This is a genomic window from Pseudomonas sp. Pseusp16 (assembly GCF_047324915.1).
In the GTDB taxonomy this organism is placed as follows: Bacteria; Pseudomonadota; Gammaproteobacteria; order Pseudomonadales; family Pseudomonadaceae; genus Aquipseudomonas; species Aquipseudomonas fluorescens_CD.
In genome coordinates this window covers 5894548-5917383 of record NZ_CP168522.1, presented here as the reverse complement: position 1 = coordinate 5917383, position 22836 = coordinate 5894548, and the positions used below count along the sequence as shown (strand labels likewise).

At 61.7% G+C, this 22836-nt stretch carries 19 protein-coding genes; 9 read left to right on the top strand and 10 right to left on the bottom strand.

The genetic code is table 11. The features are described 5' to 3' along the window. Window positions 1–2: 2 nt before the first annotated feature. The 3 genes from ACEN8Q_RS26865 to ACEN8Q_RS26855 form a co-directional block, all read right to left on the bottom strand. A complete protein-coding gene (locus ACEN8Q_RS26865) occupies window positions 3–989 on the bottom strand; it encodes an ABC transporter substrate-binding protein (protein ID WP_413424577.1) in 987 nt (328 codons plus the stop codon). 366 nt (window positions 990–1355) lie between these two features. Beyond that, on the bottom strand, window positions 1356–2726 hold the full coding sequence (locus ACEN8Q_RS26860) for an aspartate aminotransferase family protein (protein ID WP_413703977.1): 1371 nt from the start codon (window positions 2724–2726) through the stop codon (window positions 1356–1358). A 21-nt stretch (window positions 2727–2747) separates the two neighbouring features. After that, entirely contained in the window at window positions 2748–4238 is a 1491-nt protein-coding gene (locus tag ACEN8Q_RS26855) for an aldehyde dehydrogenase (RefSeq protein ID WP_413703976.1), read from the bottom strand. Between the two features lie 226 nt (window positions 4239–4464). On the opposite strand from ACEN8Q_RS26855, the gene ACEN8Q_RS26850 reads away from it, so the two are divergent. Then, entirely contained in the window at window positions 4465–5385 is a 921-nt protein-coding gene (locus ACEN8Q_RS26850; protein ID WP_413424571.1) for a LysR family transcriptional regulator, read from the top strand. A gap of 12 nt (window positions 5386–5397) precedes the next feature. On the opposite strand, the gene hrpB is transcribed toward ACEN8Q_RS26850, so the two are convergent. Further along, window positions 5398–7914: an ATP-dependent helicase HrpB gene (gene hrpB / locus ACEN8Q_RS26845; RefSeq protein WP_413703975.1), complete on the bottom strand. Its 2517-nt coding sequence runs from the start codon at window positions 7912–7914 to the stop codon at window positions 5398–5400. A gap of 361 nt (window positions 7915–8275) precedes the next feature. Here hrpB and ACEN8Q_RS26840 point away from each other — a divergent pair, with 361 nt between their 5' ends. Together ACEN8Q_RS26840 and ACEN8Q_RS26835 are read left to right on the top strand one after the other, a co-directional pair. After that, the gene (locus ACEN8Q_RS26840) at window positions 8276–8695 is read left to right on the top strand and encodes a hypothetical protein (RefSeq protein ID WP_008022979.1); all 420 of its coding nucleotides are present in this window, start codon (window positions 8276–8278) and stop codon (window positions 8693–8695) included. Between the two features lie 41 nt (window positions 8696–8736). Beyond that, the gene (locus ACEN8Q_RS26835; RefSeq protein ID WP_413424567.1) at window positions 8737–9633 is read left to right on the top strand and encodes a cation diffusion facilitator family transporter; all 897 of its coding nucleotides are present in this window, start codon (window positions 8737–8739) and stop codon (window positions 9631–9633) included. Here ACEN8Q_RS26835 and ACEN8Q_RS26830 read toward each other — a convergent pair. Next, on the bottom strand, window positions 9627–10676 hold the full coding sequence (locus ACEN8Q_RS26830) for a DUF6515 family protein (RefSeq protein ID WP_413703974.1): 1050 nt from the start codon (window positions 10674–10676) through the stop codon (window positions 9627–9629). The genes ACEN8Q_RS26835 and ACEN8Q_RS26830 overlap by 7 nt on opposite strands. A gap of 450 nt (window positions 10677–11126) precedes the next feature. Between ACEN8Q_RS26830 and ACEN8Q_RS26825 the strand changes: the two genes are divergently transcribed. After that, complete coding sequence (locus tag ACEN8Q_RS26825; RefSeq protein WP_007937367.1) at window positions 11127–11606, top strand: Lrp/AsnC family transcriptional regulator; 480 nt, start codon at window positions 11127–11129, stop codon at window positions 11604–11606. Between the two features lie 188 nt (window positions 11607–11794). Next, window positions 11795–12004: a DUF2788 domain-containing protein gene (locus ACEN8Q_RS26820; RefSeq protein WP_008022976.1), complete on the top strand. Its 210-nt coding sequence runs from the start codon at window positions 11795–11797 to the stop codon at window positions 12002–12004. On the opposite strand, the gene ACEN8Q_RS26815 is transcribed toward ACEN8Q_RS26820, so the two are convergent. The 4 genes from ACEN8Q_RS26815 to ACEN8Q_RS26800 all read right to left on the bottom strand — a co-directional run bounded on the left by ACEN8Q_RS26815 (window position 11999) and on the right by ACEN8Q_RS26800 (window position 18480). After that, the gene (locus ACEN8Q_RS26815; protein ID WP_413424658.1) at window positions 11999–12634 is read right to left on the bottom strand and encodes a pseudouridine synthase; all 636 of its coding nucleotides are present in this window, start codon (window positions 12632–12634) and stop codon (window positions 11999–12001) included. The two genes, ACEN8Q_RS26820 and ACEN8Q_RS26815, sit on opposite strands and share 6 nt — an antisense overlap. A 71-nt stretch (window positions 12635–12705) precedes the next feature. After that, window positions 12706–14205, bottom strand: a complete 1500-nt coding sequence (gene amn, locus ACEN8Q_RS26810) for an AMP nucleosidase (RefSeq protein WP_413424563.1) — start codon at window positions 14203–14205, stop codon at window positions 12706–12708. A gap of 166 nt (window positions 14206–14371) precedes the next feature. Continuing rightward, the gene (locus tag ACEN8Q_RS26805) at window positions 14372–16021 is read right to left on the bottom strand and encodes an acyl-CoA dehydrogenase family protein (RefSeq protein ID WP_413703973.1); all 1650 of its coding nucleotides are present in this window, start codon (window positions 16019–16021) and stop codon (window positions 14372–14374) included. Between the two features lie 74 nt (window positions 16022–16095). Then, window positions 16096–18480, bottom strand: coding sequence for a 7TM diverse intracellular signaling domain-containing protein (locus ACEN8Q_RS26800; RefSeq protein WP_413703972.1), 2385 nt, complete (start codon window positions 18478–18480; stop codon window positions 16096–16098). A 282-nt stretch (window positions 18481–18762) separates the two neighbouring features. On the opposite strand from ACEN8Q_RS26800, the gene ACEN8Q_RS26795 reads away from it, so the two are divergent. The 4 genes from ACEN8Q_RS26795 (at window position 18763) to ACEN8Q_RS26780 (ending at window position 22289) form a co-directional block, all read left to right on the top strand. Beyond that, a complete protein-coding gene (locus ACEN8Q_RS26795; protein ID WP_413703971.1) occupies window positions 18763–19560 on the top strand; it encodes a hydroxymethylpyrimidine/phosphomethylpyrimidine kinase in 798 nt (265 codons plus the stop codon). Window positions 19561–19591: 31 nt separating this feature from the next. Next, a complete protein-coding gene (gene thiE / locus ACEN8Q_RS26790; protein WP_413424557.1) occupies window positions 19592–20215 on the top strand; it encodes a thiamine phosphate synthase in 624 nt (207 codons plus the stop codon). A 10-nt stretch (window positions 20216–20225) separates the two neighbouring features. Then, on the top strand, window positions 20226–21509 hold the full coding sequence (gene hemL / locus ACEN8Q_RS26785; protein WP_111288076.1) for a glutamate-1-semialdehyde 2,1-aminomutase: 1284 nt from the start codon (window positions 20226–20228) through the stop codon (window positions 21507–21509). Window positions 21510–21734: 225 nt separating this feature from the next. Then, on the top strand, window positions 21735–22289 hold the full coding sequence (locus ACEN8Q_RS26780; RefSeq protein WP_111288078.1) for a tetratricopeptide repeat protein: 555 nt from the start codon (window positions 21735–21737) through the stop codon (window positions 22287–22289). A gap of 122 nt (window positions 22290–22411) precedes the next feature. Here the strand turns inward: ACEN8Q_RS26780 and ACEN8Q_RS26775 are convergent, their stop codons facing one another. Then, the gene (locus ACEN8Q_RS26775) at window positions 22412–22741 is read right to left on the bottom strand and encodes a DUF1820 family protein (RefSeq protein WP_003185742.1); all 330 of its coding nucleotides are present in this window, start codon (window positions 22739–22741) and stop codon (window positions 22412–22414) included. Window positions 22742–22836 lie beyond the last annotated feature (95 nt).

The following is a 22836-nucleotide window of genomic DNA, read 5'->3' as shown; positions in this document are numbered from 1 at the left end:
TCCTAGAGCGGGGTAACGAAACGGTTGTCGATCAGGTCGTCATTGCTGACGTTGTAGGGTTTGCCTTGCAGCTCACTGGCGGTCTCGTTGGCCAGTTTGATCAGCGGTGCGCTGTCACCCGGTTTGCCCGGCGCCCCCAGCAGTTTTTCGCTCATGGCCTGGTCATAGAAACGCACGCCCTGGGCAGCCGCTTCGAGCTCCTTCGGATCGGCCAGGTAACCACCAACGCCCTTGGCCATGATCTTGTAGGCTTCCTTCGGATGATCCTTGGTGTACTGCACGGCTTTGTACAAACCGGCCACCAGTGCCTTGACGTCTTCCGGCTGTTTTTCGATGACGGTGCAGTTCAGTGCGACCACGTCGACGATCACTCCCGGTGTGCTGCTGCTGTCGATCAGCACCCTGCCCTGCTGCTTGTCGCGAACCATCGACAGGTGCGGCTCCCAGGTCACGGCGGCGGGTACGCGACCGGCGATGAACGCGGTGGCGGCATCGTCGGCGGTCATGTTCTGCACGGTGATGTCGCTCATTTTCATGCCGTTCTTTTTCAGCAGATACGACAACCAGAACTGCGAGGTCGAGCCTTCGTTCACCGCCACGGCCTGGCCTTTGAGCTCCTGCAGGCTCTTGACGTCCTTGCCCACCAGCACGCCGTCGCCACCATGGCTGTCGTCCAGTGCGGCCACGGCCTTGAAGCAGAATTGCGGACGGTACTTGAGCACCTCGTCGATGGTCGACGCCGAGCCGGACAACTCGCCGGAAGCTTGTGCGGCCATGTACATCGCCGCTTCTTCGACCACCGGCAACTCGACGGTCAAACCGTTTTCCTTGAAGTAGCCAAGGTCCTGGGCCAGGTACAGGGTGCCGTAGCCGACCCAGGTGGTATGACCGATGGACAGGGTGCCGGCCTGGGCGCTGGTGGCGACCGTCGCGGCGATGGCGGTGACCGCCAGTGGATGGGCAACGCGCGTAAGCAAGGACTTGATCATGGAGCACTCCCAAAGCTGTTGATTTAGTTTTGTCATGGGCAGTACGGCCAGGGGCCCGGCCTGTGGTCTCTGGTGGACCTTTCGGCATGCAGCACTGGGCTGGCTGGCGAGATCGATGTTGGCCCAAGGGCGGGATTAGGAAAATGAGGAAATATGTGGATGTGAACGATGAAAAAACTCGTTAGCGCGCACTGCCAAAGGGCGCTGCGGGCGGGGATGCCCGAGGTGGGTGCAAGAGGTTAGGAATGTATTGAATGGGGCATCGCATTCGCGAGCAAGCCCGCTCCCACAGGGGATTTGTGATCGACACAGATCCAGTGTGGGAGCGGGCTTGCTCGCGAAGAGGCCCAAGAGAACGCTACAAGATCAAATCCGGCCGTATTCCTGCGCCGTCCGATCCACCGCTTTGAGGGTCTTGCTGATCAGCTCATCAATCTCTTCACGGCTGGCAATCAACGCCGGCGCCATGATCATCCGGCCAAGGGTCGAGCGAATGATCACGCCCTCTTCAAAACCAATCGTACGGCAGCGCCACGCAATGTCGTTCTCGTTGGCAAAACGCTTGCGGCTGGTTTTGTCTTCGGCCAGTTGCAGCGCCGCGACCATGCCGGTGCCCTGGATATCACCCACCAGCGGGTGCTTGCCGAACACTTCGCGCAGGCACTGTTGCAGGTACGGGCCGATGTCATCCTTGACCCGCGTCACCACGCCTTCATCGCGCAGGGCCTTGAGGTTGGCAATCGCCACCGCCGCCGCCACCGGGTGCCCGGAATAGGTCAGGCCGTGGGCAAACACGCCGCCCTGCTCCACCAGCACCGAGGCCATTTTTTTCGACAGGATCAAGCCACCCATGGGGATGTAGCCCGAGGTCAGGCCCTTGGCGATGGACAGGGTGTCCGGCTCGAAACCGAAGTACTCGTGGGCGAACCATTCGCCGGTACGACCGAAGCCACCGATCACTTCATCGGCGCACAGCAGCACATCGTACTTGCGGCAGATGCGCTGGATTTCCGGCCAGTAGCTTTCTGGCGGGAAGATCATGCCGCCGGCACCCTGGAACGGTTCGGCGATGAAGCCTGCGACCTTGTCCGCGCCCAGTTCGAGAATCTTCGCTTCCAGTTGCTGTGCCGCGCGCAGACCGAACTCAGCTGGCGTCAGGTTGCCCTCGTGAGCGAAGAAGTACGGCTCGTCGATGTGCTCGATGTCCGGAATCATGCCGCCCATTTCGTGCATGAATTTCATGCCGCCGAGCGCCGTCGCGGCCAGGGTCGAACCGTGGTAACCGTTCCAGCGGCCGATCATGATTTTCTTCTGTGGCTTGCCGAGCACCTGCCAGTAACGACGCACCGTGCGGATCAACACCTCGTTGGCTTCAGAGCCGGAGTTGGTGTAGATCGCGTGGCTGTAGTGACCCGGCAGCAGACTGAACAACAGTTCGGACAGCTCGATCACCTGCGGGTGGGTGGTGTGGAAAAACATGTTGTAGTACGGCAGCTGTTCCAGCTGCCGGCTCGCCGCGGCCGCCAGGTCCTTGCGCCCGTAACCGAGGTTGGTGCACCACAACCCGGACATGCCGTCGAGGTAACGCCGACCATCGTTGTCCCACAGGTGCAGGCGCTCGCCACGGACCATCACCCGTGGCCCCTCGTCATTGAGGGCTTTCTGATCGACGAACGCATGGATGTGGTGCGCAGCGTCGGCGGCCTGGTAGTCGCGGGTTTCACGTGGTGTGGTCATCGCCAGTTCTCCGTTTTGTTATCAGCGCAATTGAAACCAGGTGGTCTTCAACTGGGTGTATTTATCGAATGAATGCAGGGACAGGTCGCGGCCGAAACCCGACTGCTTGCCGCCGCCAAAAGGCACGGTCACGTCCAGTGCATCGACGCTGTTGACCGACACCGTACCGGCCCGCAACTGTCGCGCCACACGGTGAGCGCGGTTGAGGTCGTCGGTCCACAGCGAGGCCGCCAGACCGTAGACGCTGTCGTTGGCCAACTGCAAGGCGTGGGCCTCGTCATCGAACGCCGTGACGGCCAGCACCGGGCCGAACACTTCATCGCGAAACAGCGGCATGTCCGGCGTCACGCCGGTAAAAATCGTCGGCTGAATGAAGTTGTCGCTGCCATTGAAGATCGACTGCCGACCACCACAGACTTTTGTCGCACCTTGCAGTTCGGCCTGCTGGATGAACTTCATGATGCGTGCGGTCTGCCGGCTGTCAACGATAGCCCCGGCGGCGCTCGACGGGTCCAGCGGATCGCCTGGCTGCCAGCGTTCGGCCTGGGCCTTGAGGCGTTCGACGAATTCGTCATGAATCGAACGCTGCACCAGCAACCGCGAGTTGGCCGAGCAGACTTCACCCTGATTGAAGAAGATGCCGAATGCGGCTTTCTCGGCCGCCAGATCCAGATCCTGACAATCGGCGAACACCAGGTTGGCGCTCTTGCCGCCGCACTCCAGCCACACCTGCTTGAGGTTCGACTGGGCCGAGTACTGCATGAAGTATTTGCCGACTTCGGTGGAGCCGGTGAACACCAGGCAATCAACGTCCGGGTGCAGGCCCAGGGCCTTGCCGGTCTGCTCGCCGAGGCCCGGCAGCACGTTGAGCACACCGGGAGGAATACCCGCTTCCAGCGCCAGCTCAGCCAGACGCAAGGCCGAAAACGGCGACTGCTCGGCCGGTTTGAGAATCACCGAATTGCCCGAAGCCAGGGCCGGGGCGAGTTTCCACGCGGCCATGTCGAGGGGGAAATTCCACGGCACCACGGCCGCCACCACGCCGAGGGCTTCGCGTGTGATGGTCGCCAGCACGTTCTGCGCACTCGGCGCGACCTGATCGTAGAGTTTGTCGAGGCTCTCGGCGTACCAGCGGAACACGCCCGCGGCGCCCGGCACATCGATGTTGTAGGCATCCGCAACGGGCTTGCCCATGTTCAGCGAGTCGAGCAGCGCCAGTTCTTCACGGTGGTCGAGGATCAAATCGGCCAGGCGCAACAGCACTTGCTTGCGTTCGCTCGGTGAGCGCGCAGCCCAGGTGCCCGCCTCGAAGACTTGCCGCGCATTGCGCACCGCCGCGTTTACGTCGTCTTCGCCACAGGCGGCAACGTTGGCCAGGCATTGGCCGGTGGCGGGGTTGATCGCGGCGAAAGTCTGCCCCGACTGCGCCGCACGGCGCTGGCCGGCGATCACGGCCTGGTCGGGAAACCGCAGGGAGGCGGCTTTGCGTTGCCAATACTCAAGCTCGAACACGTTCGGATGCTCCAGAGGACATTCTTGTGTATTGGATAGTCGCTCAGGCCCAAGCGGTGGAAAACCAGTAAAAATGTGTTCGCAGGCCAAGAAAAAACTACGTAGCCAATCTCCCTTCTGGCGCAGCATGTGGTTATTGTTCAACCACAACAAATCGCTGCCCGAGCGGATAGGGGTGGCGCGCAAATTGCCAGGATGCCTGATCCGTTCTCCCCCGAGGTTTGCTGTGGCTGCCTACAATCTGCGTCAACTGAAATACTTCATCACCACCGTCGAGTGTGGCAGCGTCGCCGAGGCCTCGCGCAAGCTGTACATCGCCCAGCCGTCGATCTCCACGGCCATCAAAGGGCTGGAAGACAGTTTCGGCGTGCAACTGCTGATCCGCCATCACGCCCAGGGCGTGTCGTTGACCCCCAGCGGTGCACGTTTTTACCGCAAGGCCCAGGAACTGCTGCGCATGGCCAGGGAGTTCGAACAGAACGCCTTGGCCGACAACGATGTGGTGTCCGGACAGATCGATATCGGCTGTTTCGAAACCGTCGCACCGCTGTACCTGCCGCAATTGATCGCCGGGTTTTCGGCGTTGTACCCGGGGGTGGAAATCCGCATCCGCGACGGCGAGCAGCAAGAGCTGGTGCAGGGCCTGACCTCCGGCGCCTTCGATCTGGCGATCCTCTACGAGCACGACCTCGACGGCACCATCGAGACCGAACCGCTGATGCCCGCGCAACGGCCTTACGCATTGCTGCCGGCAGATCACCGCTTCGCCCAGCAGGCGCAAGTGTCGCTGCGGGACCTGTGCCTGGAGCCGATGATTCTTCTGGACGTGCAGCCGAGCCGGACCTACTTCGTCAGCCTGTTCGAAGAGCTGGGACTGACCCCACGCATCGCCTTCAGCTCTCCATCGATCGAGATGGTGCGCGGCATGGTCGGACAAGGCTTCGGTTTCTCGATCCTGGTGACCAAACCGCATTCGGAATGCACCTACGACGGACAGAAAGTGGTGTGCGTGGACATCGCCGAAGACGTCACCGGTTCGGGACTGGTGGCGGCGTGGCTCAAACGCGGGCAACTGACCAAGCCGGCGCAGTTGTTTGCGGATTACTGCCGCGAACAACTGACCGCCAAATCCGAAAAACCGCATTAATTGCCTTAGCGATTATTTACGCGGTTTGATCCGCGCAGTCGCTTCGGCCACCAGCGGATCATCCGGCCAGTAATGCTTCGGATACCGCCCCTTCAAATCCTTCTTCACCTCGGCGTAGGTGCTGCGCCAGAAGTTGGCCAGATCCTGGGTCACCTGCACTGGCCGCCGCGCCGGGGACAACAGATGCAGCTTGACCACTTGCCGGCCCCCGGCAATGCGCGGGGTCTCGGCCAGGCCGAACAGCTCCTGCAAACGCACCGCGAGAATCGGCGGCTGTTCGCTGTAGTCCAGACGAATCGACGACCCCGACGGCACGCTCAAATGATGCGGCGCCAGCTCGTCCAGCCGCTGCGGTAGCGGCCATGGCAGCAAATTATGGACGATACTCGACAGGTCCAGATTGGCGAAGTGACTGAGCCGGGAAACCTTGCCCAGATACGGCATCAGCCAGTGCTCCAGGCTTTTGAGCAACGCGCCGTCGCTGACATCCGGCCACTCGCTCTCGCCCTTGCCGGCAAGGTCCAGTTGCCGCAACAACGCGACCCGCGCCTGCCACTGACGCAGCTCCGGCGTCCACGGCAACAGCTCCAGCCCCTTGCGCCGCACCAGATTCACCAGCGCCTGGCTGCGCGCGCTTTCGTCGAGGCCGGTGAGCGGTTCACGACTGAGGATCAACTCGCCAACCTTACGCTGACGCTCGGCCCGCAGCACGCCTTCACGCTCATCCCAATCCAGTTGATCGACGCAGCGCACCTGCTCGGCCAGTACCGAATCGAACAACGCCGGATCGAAGTCCGTCGCCAGATAAATCCGCTCTTCGCGCTGGCCCTGACGACTGCCCAGATCGGCGATCACCAGCCACGCTTGCTTCATCAGGCTGTCCGCCTCGGCGAACAAGGCTGCGCGACCGTTGGCCAGGCGATACTCTGCACCACCGGCACGGCGTTGTTGGGCGACCCGGTCGGGATAGGCCAGCGCCAGTAGCGCACCCAACCAGCGCGGATGCTCGGGATCGCTGACCGGTTCCGATGCTTTACCCCGCAGATAACCACGGTACTGCCGCGCCAGTTGCCGTGCGCGCTGCACGCCGCCCTGGGCACCGCGTGCAGCACGTTCTTCGCCAGACAGCAGCACCAGTCGGCTGTGCAGGTCCGCCCCGGCGCCGCGCAGGATATCGCGCTCACCGAGCAGCGCCGCGACGTCGCAGGCCATGTCCGCCAGCCCCAGCGCCTGGCCGCGCAACAGCAAATGCGCGATGCGCGGATGCGCCGGCAGTTCAGCCATGGCTTGACCGTGACGGGTCAGCGCTTCGCCCTCCAGTGCGCCCAGGCGTTCGAGCAGATCCTGGGCCTGTGCATAAGCGGCGGCCGGCGGTACGTCGAGCCACACCAGTTGCCCGGGCGTCACGCCCCAGCGCCCCAGTTGCAAGGCCAGCCCGGCGAGGTCCGCCGAAAGGATTTCCGCGGTGCCATAGGCCGCCAGTTGCTCGTGCTGATCCTGGGACCACAAGCGATAACACACGCCGGGCTCCAGGCGCCCGGCCCGGCCCGCGCGCTGGGTGGCACTGGCCTTGGAAATGCGCTGGGTGTCGAGGCGGGTCATGCCGCTGCCGGGGTCGAAACGCGGCACCCGCGCCAGCCCGGCATCGATCACCACTCGTACGCCATTGATGGTCAGGCTGGTCTCGGCGATGTTGGTGGCCAGTACCACTTTGCGTTTGCCCGCCGGTGCCGGATCGATTGCCGCCCGTTGCGCCGTCAGGTCCAGTTCACCGTGCAACGGACACAACAGAACCTGTGGGTTATCGCCCAGCGCATCGGCCAGTTGCTGATGCACGCGCCGGATTTCCGCCTGCCCCGGCAGGAACACCAACACACTGCCGGTCTCGTCGTTCAAGGCTTCAAGGATGGTCTGCACCAGACGCGGCTCGATGAATTCACCGGCCTGGAACGGCCGCCCCCAACGCATTGCCACCGGGAACATGCGCCCTTCGCTGCGCAGGATTGGCGCATCGTCGAGCAACCCGGCGAGGCGCTCGCCTTCCAGAGTCGCGGACATCAGCAGGATTTTCAGTGGTTGGTCATCACGAAACAGTTCACGGCCATTGAGGCTCAGGGCCAGAGCCAGATCGGCATCGAGACTACGCTCGTGAAACTCATCGAAGATCAGCAGGCCCACGCCTTCCAGCGCCGGGTCGTCCTGCAGGCGCCGGGTGAGGATACCCTCGGTGACCACTTCGATACGGGTATTGGGGCCGACCTTGCTGTCGAGCCGAATGCGATAACCCACGGTTTCGCCGACCTTCTCCCCCAGCTCACTGGCCAGTCGCTCCGCCGCTGCCCGCGCGGCCAACCGGCGGGGTTCGAGCATCAGGATGGTCTGCCCGGCCAGCCACGGCTCGTTGAGCAAGGCCAAAGGCACGCGGGTGGTCTTACCGGCGCCGGGCGGTGCTTCGAGCACGGCTTCGTGACGTGTAGCGAGGGCTTCACGCAGGGCGGGTAAAACTTCATCGATCGGCAAAGAAATCATGCTGGCTCCCCAGGGCGTGCCCACAGTAAATTGCGAGTCGCGTTGAAGCTGTGGGCGTGCCAGGCAAGGCGCGGGACGCAGGTAAGGGTCGTTTCCTTACCAAGTTCCGCAACGCAGCATGGCGCGTCCACAGCTTCAGCCCGGAGGGCCGAACCCCGATTACAACTGTCAGCCGTTACGCGTTGTTGAACTGAAAAAAACAACGTCCATCCTCAACTATCTCTGTAGGGGTGAGACGCGGCCGCAATTTACTGTGGGCACGCCCTGCCAGCGCGAGTATAACGGCGAACTGCAAGGCGTTCGTCAGGGTCTTAATTCATACAGACGACGTTTCGTTTCGAGATTACCCAGGAGATTTCATATGCGTGCTCCCTTTCGCCTGATTGGCGGTGTTCTGGTCGCAACCTTGCTGACTCAAGTGACAGCCTGCGGTTCGATCTTCTATCCCGATCGCCGTGGCCAGATCGAAGGCAAGATCGACCCGGCCATTGCCGCGCTCGACGCCGTTGGCCTGCTGTTCTACATCATCCCCGGCCTGATCGCGTTTGCCGTGGACTTCGCCACCGGCGCGATTTATTTCGAACCGGGCAAGACCGCGCAGGTCGACCCGCAAAAACTCAAGGACGCCATCGGCCCCGACGGCAAAGTCGATAACCGCAAGTTGCAGACTATTCTGGAAAGCGAGCTGGGCCGCAGCTTCCCGCTGGACGATCCACGCCTGATCCAGAGCAAAGGCAGCGCCCAGCAACTGGCGATGTTCGGCCTGCAACCGGCCGCGTAATCCCTGCGCACAAAAGGACTCTTCAAGGAACGATTGCCCCTATGACCTCCAGCTCCGAACACGCCAACCTGCTGCGGCTGGCGACCCGTGCCTCGGTGGCGGTGGCATGCACATTGATCGTCGCCAAAGCCATCGCCTGGTGGTTGAGCGGCTCGGTGAGCATGCTCGCCGGGCTCACCGACTCGGCACTCGACGGCGTCACGTCGTTGCTCAACCTGCTGGCGGTGCATTACGCCCTGCGCCCCGCCGACGATGATCATCGCTACGGGCACGGCAAGGCCGAGTCATTGGCGGGCATGGCCCAGGCACTGTTCATTGGCGGCAGTGCGATACTGATTGCGCTACAGGCCTACGATCGGCTGAAACATCCCGAACCGGTCGGCGCGCCTTGGATCAGTATCGGTGTAATTGTGTTCTCGCTCGCCCTGACCCTGGCCTTGCTGATGCTGCAACATCGGGTGATCAAGGCCACGGGCTCCAACGCCGTGCGGGCCGACTCGCTGCATTACCGTTCGGACCTGTTGCTCAACGGCAGCATTCTGCTGGCGCTGATACTGGCCGGGTTTGGCTGGCATCAGGTCGACGCCTGGTTTGGCCTGGGAATCGCCGTTTATATCTTGTGGAGCGCGGTGCAGATCGCCCGGGAGAGCTTTGCGGTGTTGATGGATGAAGAGCTGCCACCGGATGTCAGCCAGCACATGCTGGAGCTGGCGTGCAGCGTACCCGGCGTGTTGGGTGCGCATGACCTGCGTACACGGATCTCCGGCAACCAGTGGTTTGTACAGTTGCATCTGGAGTTGCCGGGGGAGCTGACGCTGTCAGTCGCCCACGGCATCAGCGATCAGGCGGCCGCGGCCATTCACAGCGCTTACCCGCGAGCCGAGGTGCTGGTGCACGCCGACCCGAAGGAAGTGGTGAAAGCCGCCCGGGCTCAGTAATTGACCTGATAACCGCGACTGCTCAGGCAACTGCCCTGGGCCTGTCGGTAGGCTTGCACCACCGACGGGTCTGGCTGGTAGGTGGCGGTTCGTGGATCGAAACCACTCTGCTGTACCGCGTATTGATAACACTCGTAGCCATCCCGGCTGACCTGCTCCGGCGACTGGCCGTTGGCCGGATACGCCTCCACGTCATAACTATTGCTGGCGGCTGTTGGTTGCGATTGCGCCTGGCCAATCGGCGGCTCGACCACCTCGTAATCCTGAGTGCTTTCCTGGTAGGCGTAATATGAACCGGCCGCAAGGAAAAACAGCGTCCCGGCGATCCACACCTGCTGGGCATAATCGGGCAGGTAGCGAACACGAATCCCGCGCGGTGGCTGCACCACCTCATAGCGCGGGCCAAGCGGGCGATACCAGTAACCGCCGGAATAGTAATAATCCATGCCACGGTAAGGCACGCGGTAATTACGCTCGGGGAAGCGGTCGATCACCTGGCCAGGGCGATTCCTTGGCCCGGGTCCCCAGCCGTTACTGCGCCCGTCAGGGCGACCCTGCCAGGTATTGTAATTGGTCGGTGCACCCATGTAGCCGCCCCAGCGCTGGTTGTAATCGTTGCGGTGCGGCTGGTCCTGGTAGTAACCACGCTGCGGCTGCTGGGTCTGGCGCACGGTGTCGGGGCGGGGCTGGATCGGAAAGTCATTGGCCGGCAACTGCGGTGGTGGCGGCGGCGAGCGAACCGGGCTGTTGAAATCCGGTGCCGGATGTTTCTGCCACTGGGCATTGTCCTGATGTTGATTCTGGCCGTTGCGCTCGGACTGACGATTGTCGTTGTTCTGCGCACGGGGCTGGTTCTGCGGCTGGCTGTTTTGCGGACGCGGCTGGTCGTTGCCACCATGGCCCTGATTACCACCCTGATGCCCTTCCTGGCCGTGCTGCCCGCCATCACGGCCATGGTTTTGCGGCTCATCGGCCATCGTTTGCGCAGTGACACTGACACACAGCAAACCAACACCGGCCAAACGCCAGATGCGCGCTTTCATGCTTTTCCTCATTGCGGGTTAGGGCCTGTACATAAGACTGGGAAAGCACGGGCCGGTTCTGCTAGAGGTTATCAGTCACGCAACTTATTTATTGAGGGCCGGGCGTCAATTCACGGCAGTAAATTGTGCGCAAGAAAAAGGGGAGACCCGTCGGCCTCCCCTTGGAGAACTTCGTCCTGGCTCGACGCTTTTGGCGTCGGCTCACCTCACGCCGTCTTCTGGACAGTGTGCAGCTCGGGGGCCGGCACATCCCCGGTGGGGGTGGCGACCGCGGCGGGCCTGATTGGGCGAGCCGCACTGGACTGTTTGTCCGAGCAGTGATTCTGGTGATAAGAATAGGCCGGGAGCGTCAGCAGAGGATTGCGAAGATTGCTTGATTAAACATCACTTGCGCAATTTTTAACCCAAGATACATAATCCTCAGCAATAGTTACGACAAAGGACCGTTTGATGAGCAAGCTCGACCGATACGACCTGAGTATTCTGGCGGAATTGCAACGCGACGCACGCATCTCCAACCAAGAGCTGGCCGAGCGCATCGGCCTGTCGCCTTCGCCGTGCTCGCGGCGGGTCAAGCAACTGGAAGACGACGGCTACATTTCCCGTCAGGTCGCCCTGCTCGACCGCAAAATGCTCGGCCTGAGCCTGACGGCCTATGTACTGATCGGCATGGACCGTCACACGCCGGAGCGTTTCGAAAACTTCGAAGCAGCCATCCGCACCTTGCCCCAGGTGCTCGAATGCAGCCTGGTGACCGGGATGGATGCCGACTATCAACTCAAGGTCGTGGTGCCGGACATGGATCACTACCAGAAACTGCTGCTGGGGCATCTGACCCGGATTGAAGGGGTGACCAGCGTGCGCTCGAGTTTTGTGCTGAATCAGGTTTTGAATAGCACCGAACTGCCTTTGACTCATCTGCGTAGCTGAGGACGCCATCGCGAGCAAGCTCGCTCCCACATTGGAATGCAATCCCCTGTGGGAGCGGGCTTGCTCGCGAAGAGGCCGGCACAGGCGACGAATGACTGCGACACACCGACGCAGGTCAATACTGCGCGAAGCCAGTGCGGCGTATACTCGCCGCGCCCTTTTAGCCTCGCCTGTGCCGGAGATGTTCGATGGATCCTGCAGTATTCGAAGAGTGGATGATGACCGGACTGGTCACGATCCTGATCATTTTCATGGGTTTCATCGTCTGGGATCTGGCGAAGAAGTCCAAGGCCGGGCGCTTTGGCTCGTTCATCCTGTTCTTCGTGCTGGGCCTGGGTGTTGCTGCCTTCGTGATCAAAAGTGTGGTGATCGGCCTGATCGAGTCCGGCACTTTATAAGCGCGCCGGCACTTCTTTCCACTGCCCCTGATCGAGCCCTTCGATCGTCCAGTCACCGATTCTGACCCGTACCAGGCGCAACGTCGGCAATCCGACCGCAGCCGTCATGCGCCGAACCTGCCGGTTGCGCCCTTCGCGAATCACCAACTCCAGCCAACTGGTCGGCACGCTTTTACGAAAACGCACCGGCGGATTGCGCGGCCACAGATCGGGCTCGTCCAGTTGTCGCGCCTCGGCGGGCAAGGTCATGCCGTCATTCAATTGAACCCCGTCACGCAAGCGCTGCAATTGCCCGGCGTCCGGCTCTCCCTCGACCTGTACCCAATAGGTCTTGGCCAGTTTGTGTTTCGGGTCGGCGATCCGCGCCTGAAGCTGGCCGTCATTGGTCAGCAGCAACAAGCCTTCGCTGTCGCGGTCCAGCCGGCCGGCCGGATAGATGCCCGGTACATCGATGTAATCCTTGAGGGTCGCGCGCCCTTCGCCGTCACTGAATTGCGTCAGCACATCGAACGGCTTGTTGAACAGGATCAGTTTTGGCTCGGCCGGTGGCGCCTTGGCGACACGGCGCTGGGCCGATGGGGATGGCTTCGCGCCAGGGCGGCGAGAAACGGGGCGTGGCGGACGGGACATGGTGAATGTGAACATCTAACGGTCAGGGCTGACAATGCTAGTGCCCCGACCGCTAAATGACCATCGACAAATCAGCGGAACGGCGGCTCGTCGAAGCTGCGCAGTTTGCGCGAGTGCAGTGAGTTGAGTTCGGTACGCAACAGATCCACCGCCTCGATACCGATCTTCAAGTGCTGGCTGACCGCGCGCTCATAGAAGGCGTTCGCCGAGCCCGGTAACTTGATTTCGCTGTGCAGCGGTTTGTCCGATACGCACAACAACGTGCCGTACGGCACCCGCAAACGATAACCCTGGGCGGCGATGGTGCCGCTTTCCATGTCCACCGCCACGGCGCGGGACAGGTTGATCAGCGGTCGTTCCTGCGCCCAGCGCAGCTCCCAGTTACGGTCGTCGTAGGTCAGCACCGTTCCGGTGCGCAGGCGCTTCTTCAGTTCGTCGCCCTTCTCGCCGGTAATGTTCGCTGCCGCTTGCTGAAGCGCCAGCTGCACTTCGGCCAGGGCCGGAATCGGAATGTTCGGCGGCACCACCCGGTCGAGAATCCCGTCGCGGCGCATGTAGGCGTGAGCCAGCACGTAGTCGCCGATGGTTTGCGACTGACGCAGGCCGCCGCAGTGACCGATCATCAGCCAGCAATGCGGGCGCAGAACGGCCAGGTGGTCGGTGATGTTCTTGGCGTTGGATGGGCCGACGCCAATGTTGACCAGGGTCACACCGTGGCCGTCACTGGCGATCAGGTGATAGGCCGGCATCTGATAACGGTGCCAGACCACGCCGGCGGCAATCGCCGAGGCTTCGCCGTGATCCATGCTCTTTTCGATGATCACGTTACCCGGCAGTACCATGCGCACGAAGCGCGGGTCTTTACGCAGTTGTTCCAGGCCATGGACGATGAACTGGTCGACATAGCGGTGATAGTTGGTCAGCAGAATCCACGGCTGCACATGCCGCCAGTCACTGCCGGTGTAATGCACCAGTCGACGCAGGGAGAAATCCACCCGTGCGGCATCGAACAGGGCCAGTGGCAGCGGATCGGTGTTTTCCCAGTCGTACAAACCGTCGGCAATGCCATCGGTCGCGGCCGACAGGTCGGTACTCGGGAACACCCGCGCCAGCACGGCAGCGGTGACGCCGGAACCCGCCAGCTCATCGCCCTGCTCGACCACATACGGATACGGGATGTTCTGCTCGCTGACCCCGACTTCCACGGTCACGGTGAAGTCGTGCATCAGCGGCACCAGCTGTTCCAGCAGGTATTTACGGAAAGCCGATGGATGGGTGACGGTGACGCTGTAGGTGCCTGGCAGCTGGACCTTGGCATAGGCACGGGTGGTCTGCGGGACTTCGCCCTGGCAATGGTAGGTCAGGCGCAGCTCGGGATAACGGAACAGCGCCCGCTGCTCGGCGTCCGGTTCGACACGGTCCTTGAGGTAACGCTTGAGCGCCTGACTCAGCGCGGTGGTTGCACGATTGTGCAAGAGTGCAAGCCGATCCACGGCTTGCTCGGCGGTTTGAACGACAATAAAAGCTTCGGTCACGATCAGCATCCTGTGTTCTGACTTGCAGACCTTCATCTTGCCTGCATCGTCGCTTCACGGGAACAGTGGCATGTTGGCGATGTGCATAGAGAACATCTGTGGGAGCGGGCTTGCTCGCGAAAGCGGTCTGTCAGCCGCATCAATGTTGAATGTGAAACCGCATTCGCGAGCAAGCCCGCTCCCACATGAGGCCCGATGGTGATCAGAAGCCCTGCGGAGTCGAACGGGCGACAATCGCTTCCACGTCCAGGCCTCGTGGTAACGCGCCGTACACTCTGCCGCCGCCATCCAGACGACTGGCAATGAAGGCATCACTGACCACCTCGTTCCCGGCTTCCAGCAACAATTTGGCCTGCAACCCCAGCGCAATGTCCTCGGTCAACTGCCGGGCGCGGTACTGAATGTCACTGGTGTCCTTGAACGCCGCCTGCAACTGATGGATGTGCGCCGCCAGGCGCTTGTCGCCATGGCCATCGCCCAACTCGCTGAACAGCGCGTCGAGCACACCCGGTTCTTTCGACAGGGCACGCAGCACGTCAAGGCACTGCACGTTGCCAGAACCCTCCCACGTCGAATTCACCGGCGCCTCGCGGTACAGCCGCGGCAGGATGCTGTCTTCGACATAACCCGCGCCGCCCATGCATTCGGCCGCTTCGTTGATCATGGCCGGCGCCCGCTTGCAGATCCAGTACTTGCCCACGGCCGTCACCAGTCGGGCGAATCTGGCTTCCTGCGAATCGTCCAGATGATCCAGCGCCCGCCCCATGCGCAGGCTCAAGGCCAGGGCGGCTTCGCTTTCCAGCGCCAGATCCGCCAGCACGTTCTGCATCAATGGCTGCTCGCTGAGCAGTTTGCCGCCAACCGAACGGTGAGCGCAGTGATGGCTGGCCTGAGTCAGCGCCTGACGCATCAGCGCACTGGAACCGACCATGCAATCGAAGCGGGTCATGGCGACCATCTCGATGATCGTCGGAACGCCACGGCCCTCTTCACCGATCATCCACGCCAGTGCGCCACGGAACTCCACTTCGCTGGAAGCGTTGGAGCAATTGCCGAGCTTGTTCTTCAGGCGCTGGATATAGAACTGATTGCGCGTGTCGTCCGGACGATGGCGCGGCAACAGGAAACAGGTCAGGCCCTTGTCGGTCTGCGCCAGGGTCAGGAAGGCGTCGCACATTGGCGCCGAGCAAAACCACTTGTGCCCCACCAACTCATAAGCCTGGCCCGGACCACTGGCACCGACCGGATACGCCTTGGTGGTATTGGCCCGCACATCGGTGCCGCCCTGCTTCTCGGTCATGGCCATGCCGATGGTGACCCCGGCCTTGTGGGCCACGCCGACGTTGCGCGGGTCGTATTCGGTGGCGAGGATTTTCGGTAGCCACTTTTCGGCCAGGTCCGGTTGCAGACGCATGGCCGGAACGCTGGCGAAGGTCATGGTCAACGGGCAACCACTGCCGGCTTCTGCCTGGCTGTGCAGATACGACATGCAAGCGCGGGCGACATGGGCTCCGTCCTGCGGGTGCGCCCAGGGCAGCGAGGTCAGGCCATGCTCGACCGCCGTGCGCATCAATTGGTGATAGGCCGGATGAAACTCCACCAGATCGATGCGATGACCGAAGCGGTCATGGCTGTTGAATACCGGCTTGTTCTGATTGGCCAGGAACCCGGCTTCCATCAACGGGCCACCGGCCAGCGCGCCGTAGGCGTCGATCTGCGCTTCGGCCCAACCGGCCCCGAAGCGCCGCGACCATTCCTGCAACGGCAAGTCGATGCGGTACAGGTTGGCGCCGTCCAGGGACGGTGGCTGATTGGTGACTTCGTGGGTTTCGGCGAACTGATGCAGGTTCATGACTGGGCTCCTTTGGTCGGCCAAGGGACTTCAGTTAAGCACCGCCCCTCGACCGTTCAAAGTGTCATATCCGCCTAACTGTCGGCACTTTCGCCCTGTTGCGGGCAAAGCACACGGCGGTAGAGCGCGGCCTGCAAGTCCTCGAATTTTACCGGCTTGCTCAAGTGATCAATCACTGCGCCGGTCGGGCAGCGCTCACGGTCACCGCCCAGGGCGATCATGAACAGCGGCAGTTCGGCATAACCCGGCAACGCACGGATCTGGCAGCACACCGACCCACCGTCCTGAAGCGGCACCTGACAATCGAGCAGCACCGCGTCAAACACTTCGCGCTGCAAGAGATCGAGCGCAACATCGGCACTGTCGGCCGTACGCACGCGAAACCCCAGCTTGAGCAACATGCCGCGCATCACCAACTGGCTGACGCCGTTGTCATCCACCAACAGCACGGCACAATCCTGAGGCAAGCGCAGGCGCGAAAAGTCGCGGGTCATCAACGGCGTCACCGGGCGCTCGACCACCGGCAGCCCGACTTCCACATCAAGCTGAAACCGGCTGCCGCGCCCAGGCTCGGTGCGATGAGTCAGGCGTCCACCCAGCAATTCGACCAACTGTCGGCAAATCGCCAGACCAACACCCAGGCCACCGTATTCACGGGTCATCGAGCCATCAAGCTGGAAGAACCGCTGATACATCGTGGCCTCCCCCAAATCGGTGAAGCCAATGCCCGTGTCGATCACCGCAAAGGTCAATGCCAGCCGGTCGGGCTCAACGGCCTTGCCGGTCACCCGCAAGGCCAGACCGCCGACCCGGGTGAACTTGATGGCGTTATCCAGCAGACATTCCAGGCACTGGGCGATCTTGACGTTGTCGCCGTACAAGCGATCCGGCACACCTGGCGCGACATCGACCTTGAAGTCCAGCGACTTGCCCGATGCATTGCCTTCGAACTGGGTGTGCAGTGCCTCGACCATGCCGCGCAAGCTGAAGGTGTCGGCCGAGGCCTTGAGTTTGCCGGCCTGCAATTCGGTGAGGGTGAGGATGCCGTTGACCATGCGCATCATGTCCCGCGCCGAGCCCGAAGCCGTCTGCTGATACTGCTCCAGCTCAGGGTCCATTTCGACCGTCTGCATCAGTTCCAGCGAACCGATCACACCGTTCATCGGTGTGCGCAGTTCATGGGTCAGGGTGGCAAGGAATTCGTCCTTGAGCTTGTTACTGCGAGCCAGTTGCTGGTTGAGAACCTCAAGCTTCTGGCTGGCGTCGAACAGGGTTTGCGCCTGCTGCTCGCGCATGTCGTTGATGCGGTCGGCCAGCGCCAGGGACAGCAACGCCACTTCGATGGCCGAGCCGATCTGGCTGGAATACATGGTCAGGAACACGTTCGGCAGGTACCCCAGCACCATCAGTGTATTGACGATGCCGCCGAGCAAAAACGCCGACCAGGCAATTATGAAATACCGCGCGACGCGCAGGCCCCGCAGCCAGGCGAAGATCCCGGCGGCAAAAATCACCACGGTGAACGTCAGCGCCAGCGCCGTGGCCAGGCGCAAGGCCAGGGCGTAACTGGTCATCAACGACAAGCCTACGACCAGCGCACTAAAGACAACCAACGCCAGCAACAAACGGTCGAGCCAGCGACTGTGGGTCGCCATTTGCAGGAAACGGCGGGCGAATTGACTGCCGAACAGCCCTGCGCAGCCGATGAAAAACGGCGTCGCGGCGTTGGCCCACCAGGGGTTGTCCGGCCAGAAATACTGCACGGCCGCCCCGTTTACCGACAGCTGATACAAGCCGAACGAGGCGATATAGAAGATGTAGTAGAGGTAACTCGTGTCGCGCACGCTGAGGTAGATGAACAGGTTGTAGACCAGCATCCCCAACAGCACGCCGTAGATCAACCCCAGTACGTAGAGGCGCACGGGCTGCTCTTCGAGGTAGGCCGTGCTCGACCACAAGATTACCGGTGCCTGGATCGAGCCTTCACTTTGCAGTCGCAAGAACAGGGTTTCGGCCTGGTCAGGCTTGAACGTCAGATCGAACAAATAGTTGTTCTGACGAACCTCGCGGCTGGCGAACGGCAAGGCATCGCCGGTCTGCCTGAGCAACTGATAGTTGCCAGCCGCATCAGGCAAATAGAGATCGAGATGATCGAGGGGCGGATAGGCCAGCTCCAGCAGCCAGGTCCGTTGCGCCGCCGGATTGGCCGGACGGTAATGCAGGTCGATTTTCAGCCAGAACACCGAACGCGAATACCCGGCGTTGAGCGTGTCCTTGTGGTGCGGTTTGAAGTTGCCGGCCGCCGCTTGCGCACGGATATCGGCGATGGTCGCCTGACCACCTGCGTCCTCGTAGACCTGCAGGGTTCGGCCCAAGGGGAGGCTTTGAGTGAACTCATCGAACTCGACGGCGTTTGCCAGGAGGGGCAAACACAACAGCAACATCAGCAAATAGTGCATTGAAGCCCCAGCGTGGCCTGTCCGGTTCTGTCAGGAAGCCCCCCATTCCTTTTGAGCAGACGTAAAACCGGTATCACCTGTTATTGGTTTGGATCCACTCTAGCATAGCCGTTGATGGCCACTAAACACCATTGAAATTTTTCCTACAAAGGCTCTAGAACGGGCGTTCCAGAGCAGCTACCAGAAGACATTTTGTGGCTGATGAGTCACCGTGGCGAGGGAACAGCCGGACTGGCTGTCGCTACACCCGAAAAACGTTGTTTGGTGGTAAGCTCGCGCACCATGAATATCTACAGCTCTCGCCCCGTTGTCCTCTGTCTCTCCGGCCACGACCCAAGTGGTGGCGCCGGCTTGCAGGCAGATATCGAAGCCCTGCTCGCTCAGGGTTGCCATGCGGCTCCGGCCGTCACCGCCCTGACCGTGCAAGACACCGTCAATGTCACTGATTTCCGCGTCCTCGACCGTGAGTGGGTACTGGCCCAGGCCAATGCCGTGCTCAACGACTCCGAAGTCGCGGCCGTCAAACTGGGCATGCTCGGTTCCCTGGAAATGGTCGACACCGTGGTCGAACTGCTTTCGGCGCACCCACACTTGCCGGTGGTCTGCGACCCGGTGCTGCGCGCCGGCGGCGGCGGACGCCTGGGCAAGGACGAAGTCGGCTACGCCATGCGCGAACGCCTGCTGCCCTTGTCGATCATTGCGACCCCTAACCTTCCCGAAGCCCGAATCCTCGCCGAACTGCCCGAAGGCACCGCGGACGAGTGCGCCGAAAAACTCCTGCCGTTCGTCAAACACCTGCTGATCACCGGCGGCCATGGTGACGAAACCGAAATCCACAATCGCCTGTACAGCCGCGATGGCTTGCGCGAAACCTACACCTGCCAGCGCTTGCCCGGCAGTTATCACGGTTCCGGTTGCACCCTGGCCAGTGCCCTGGCCGGTCGTCTGGCCCAGGGTGAAAACCTCGCCGGCGCCGTGCAGACCGCGCTTAACTACACGTGGCGCACCCTGCGCGACGCCGAGCAGTTGGGCAAAGGCCAGTTCGTGCCGCGCCGTTTGCCACTGGATTTCTGTTCGTAACTTCCATTTGTAATGCGGTGAGGCTTGACCGATGAAACTACGTGGCCTGTACGCCATTACCGACAGCCATTTGCTGGACGGCAAGTTGCTCAAGTACGTGGAGGCGGCGCTGGAAGGCGGCGTCACCTTGCTGCAATACCGCGACAAGAGCAGCGACGAGGCCAGACGTCTGCGTGAAGCCGAAGCCTTGCGTGATTTGTGCGAACGCTACAACACCCGGTTGATCATCAATGATGACGCTGAGCTGGCCGCACGCCTGAATGTCGGCGTGCACTTGGGTCAAACTGATGGTCCATTGTCTCCGACCCGCGCCCTGCTGGGTCGCGATGCAATCATCGGTTCGACCTGCCATGCGCAACTCGACCTCGCCGAACAGGCCGTCAAAGAAGGCGCCAGCTACGTCGCGTTCGGCCGCTTCTTCAATTCCAACACCAAACCCGGCGCCCCGACCTGCAGCCTCGACCTGCTGGACCAGGCTCGCCGCACATTGCACCTGCCGATCTGCGCGATCGGCGGCATCACCCTGGAAAACGCCGCGCCGCTGGTGGCCCACGGCGTCGATCTGCTGGCGGTGGTGCATGGCCTGTTTGGCGCCGAGAGCACGGCTGAAGTAACCCGCCGCGCCCGCGCATTCAATGAATTACTAAAAGTCTGAGAGCCCTATCATGTCTCGTTCCGAAACGCTGTTTGCCAATGCCCAGAAACACATTCCCGGTGGCGTGAACTCGCCGGTTCGCGCGTTCAAGAGCGTCGGCGGCACGCCGTTGTTCTTCAAGCACGCCGAAGGTGCCTACGTCACTGACGAAGACGACAAGCGCTATGTGGATTACGTCGGCTCCTGGGGCCCGATGATCCTCGGCCACAGCCACCCGGACGTGCTGGACGCCGTGCGCAAACAGCTTGAGCACGGACTGTCCTACGGTGCCCCGACCGAGATGGAAACTCAGATGGCTGATCTGGTCTGCTCGCTCGTGCCGTCGATGGAAATGGTGCGCATGGTCAGTTCCGGCACCGAGGCGACCATGAGCGCCATCCGTCTGGCCCGTGGTTTCACCGGCCGCGACAGCATCATCAAGTTCGAAGGCTGCTACCACGGTCACTCCGACAGCCTGCTGGTCAAGGCCGGCTCCGGCGCACTGACCCAAGGCGTACCAAGTTCGGCCGGTGTACCGGCAGCGTTCGCCAAGCACACCCTGACCCTGCCGTTCAACGACATCGATGCCGTTGAGAGCATGTTGGCCGAAGTTGGCCAGGACGTGGCCTGCATCATCGTCGAGCCAGTGGCCGGCAACATGAACTGCGTACCGCCTGCTCCGGGCTTCCTCGAAGGCCTGCGGACCCTGTGCGACAAGCACGGCGTAGTGCTGATTTTCGACGAAGTGATGACCGGTTTCCGTGTCGCCCTGGGCGGTGCCCAGGCGTACTACGGCGTGACCCCGGACCTGACCACCTTCGGCAAGATCATCGGCGGCGGCATGCCGGTCGGCTGCTTCGGCGGCAAGCGCGAAATCATGTCGCGCATCGCCCCGCTGGGCCCGGTGTACCAGGCCGGTACGCTGTCCGGCAACCCGCTGGCGATGGCCGCCGGCCTGACCACCCTGCGCCTGATCAGCCGCCCGGGCTTCCACGCCGAGCTGACCGACTACACCACTCGCCTGCTCGACGGCCTGCAACAGCGCGCCGATGCGGCCGGCATTCCGTTCGTGACCACTCAGGCCGGCGGCATGTTCGGCCTGTACTTCAGCGGTGCCGACGACATCGTTACCTTCGATGACGTGATGGCCAGCGACGCGGCCCTGTTCGGCCGCTTTTTCCACCTGATGCTGGAAGGTGGCGTGTACCTGGCACCGAGTGCCTTCGAAGCCGGTTTCACTTCGATCGCTCACGGCGAAGCCGAACTGAAACTCACCCTGGACGCCGCCGAGCGTGCCTTCGCTGCCTTGAAATAACGCTATAACGCTGACGCTGGCCATCGCCAGCGTCAGCTTTCACCTACACGCCCGCGCTTTTTCCTACTCACCTGCCGATAATCCCCCGCAAAGTGGGCGATATATTTCCCGTGCAGCAGAAAAACGAGTAAAGACTTTGTAAGGTTGGCCCTGCTTATTTCATAATGCGCGCTTATTGGATCCCCTCGATGGGTCCGCGCGCCCTTCAGAGGTAAGTCGATTCCCATGAACCGCACCGGCCGCACCCTTGCTCTGGGCTGCCTGTTGCTTCTTCAGCCCCTGCTCGCGCAAGCACAAGCAGGCGGCAACTCGTTGTTAATCCCAGCGATGGGTCGCTGCACCCTCAATACCCAGCCGCAAGACCTGGAGCAAGCGCTCGCCGCCTGCCAGAAGGCGTCGGATGAAGGGGATGCGCAAGCGCAATACGAGTTGGGTGAGTTCTACTATGAAGGCAGAAACGCGCCGCGCGACCTCAATAAAGCCCTGAGCTATTTCGAAAAAGCCTCACTGCAAGGCCACGCCCAGGCGCAATTCAAGCTCGGCACCATGTTCTTTCATGGCGAAGGCGTGCCGGCCAATAACGTTCAGGCGTACATCCTGCTGAAGATGGCCGCGGTCAACGGTGCCGAGGATGCACTGGACACCGCCGACGAAGTCACCGAAAAGATGCCCCGCGAAGAGCTGGAAGTCGCCACTCAGGTGCTTGGGCAAATCTTCCGTAAATACCTGATGGAATTGCAGAGCGCCGATGGGCGTACGCCTTTCTCGCCGCTGCCCTGATTTCTGCGTCGACCTTTCTGACCCCTTCGCGAGCAAGCCCGCTCCTGCATTTGATTTGTGCACGACGCAAATCAAATGCAGGAGCGGGCTTGCTCGCGAAGGGGGCGACTCGGTCTTGAGCCTTACTTCTCAGGCATCGGCATCGGGAACGGCATGACATTGCCGACCGCGCCACGGGCTTCGCTGATTTTCGGTGTGCCCAGACGCTCGACTTCGTCGATACGCACGATCGAATGCATCGGCACAAAACTGCGCACCACGCCTTCGAACTGAGCCTTGAGCTTTTCTTCGCTCGGATCGACGACCACTTGCGTGCGCTCGCCAAAGACGAACTCTTCCACTTCCAGAAAGCCCCACAGATCACTTTGATAGATCTGCTTGGCGTACATTTCGAACACCTGGCCCTGGTTGAGGAAAATCACCTTGTAGATTGGAGCTTCACGTTTGGTCATGGTGGGCGGGTAACACATCGGGGTAAAAATGAGGGCGCAAACTATAGCACAGCCGTCGGACGCGCAACGGTAGGAACCACGGGCCATGTTCCCTA

Excerpts from the sequence above, each read along its gene's own strand:
- ACEN8Q_RS26820 (WP_008022976.1), top strand. The coding sequence starts at position 11,795 with ATGGATCCTGCAGTATTCGAAGAGTGGATGATGACCGGACTGGTCACG.
- thiE (WP_413424557.1), top strand. The coding sequence starts at position 19,592 with ATGAAACTACGTGGCCTGTACGCCATTACCGACAGCCATTTGCTGGAC.
- ACEN8Q_RS26805 (WP_413703973.1), bottom strand. The coding sequence starts at position 16,021 with ATGAACCTGCATCAGTTCGCCGAAACCCACGAAGTCACCAATCAGCCA.
- ACEN8Q_RS26775 (WP_003185742.1), bottom strand. The coding sequence starts at position 22,741 with ATGACCAAACGTGAAGCTCCAATCTACAAGGTGATTTTCCTCAACCAG.
- ACEN8Q_RS26795 (WP_413703971.1), top strand. The coding sequence starts at position 18,763 with ATGAATATCTACAGCTCTCGCCCCGTTGTCCTCTGTCTCTCCGGCCAC.
- amn (WP_413424563.1), bottom strand. The coding sequence starts at position 14,205 with ATGAAGGTCTGCAAGTCAGAACACAGGATGCTGATCGTGACCGAAGCT.
- hrpB (WP_413703975.1), bottom strand. The coding sequence starts at position 7,914 with ATGATTTCTTTGCCGATCGATGAAGTTTTACCCGCCCTGCGTGAAGCC.
- ACEN8Q_RS26825 (WP_007937367.1), top strand. The coding sequence starts at position 11,127 with ATGAGCAAGCTCGACCGATACGACCTGAGTATTCTGGCGGAATTGCAA.
- ACEN8Q_RS26835 (WP_413424567.1), top strand. The coding sequence starts at position 8,737 with ATGACCTCCAGCTCCGAACACGCCAACCTGCTGCGGCTGGCGACCCGT.
- ACEN8Q_RS26815 (WP_413424658.1), bottom strand. The coding sequence starts at position 12,634 with ATGTCCCGTCCGCCACGCCCCGTTTCTCGCCGCCCTGGCGCGAAGCCA.
- ACEN8Q_RS26840 (WP_008022979.1), top strand. The coding sequence starts at position 8,276 with ATGCGTGCTCCCTTTCGCCTGATTGGCGGTGTTCTGGTCGCAACCTTG.
- ACEN8Q_RS26780 (WP_111288078.1), top strand. The coding sequence starts at position 21,735 with ATGAACCGCACCGGCCGCACCCTTGCTCTGGGCTGCCTGTTGCTTCTT.
- ACEN8Q_RS26800 (WP_413703972.1), bottom strand. The coding sequence starts at position 18,480 with ATGCACTATTTGCTGATGTTGCTGTTGTGTTTGCCCCTCCTGGCAAAC.
- ACEN8Q_RS26860 (WP_413703977.1), bottom strand. The coding sequence starts at position 2,726 with ATGACCACACCACGTGAAACCCGCGACTACCAGGCCGCCGACGCTGCG.
- hemL (WP_111288076.1), top strand. The coding sequence starts at position 20,226 with ATGTCTCGTTCCGAAACGCTGTTTGCCAATGCCCAGAAACACATTCCC.
- ACEN8Q_RS26865 (WP_413424577.1), bottom strand. The coding sequence starts at position 989 with ATGATCAAGTCCTTGCTTACGCGCGTTGCCCATCCACTGGCGGTCACC.
- ACEN8Q_RS26830 (WP_413703974.1), bottom strand. The coding sequence starts at position 10,676 with ATGAAAGCGCGCATCTGGCGTTTGGCCGGTGTTGGTTTGCTGTGTGTC.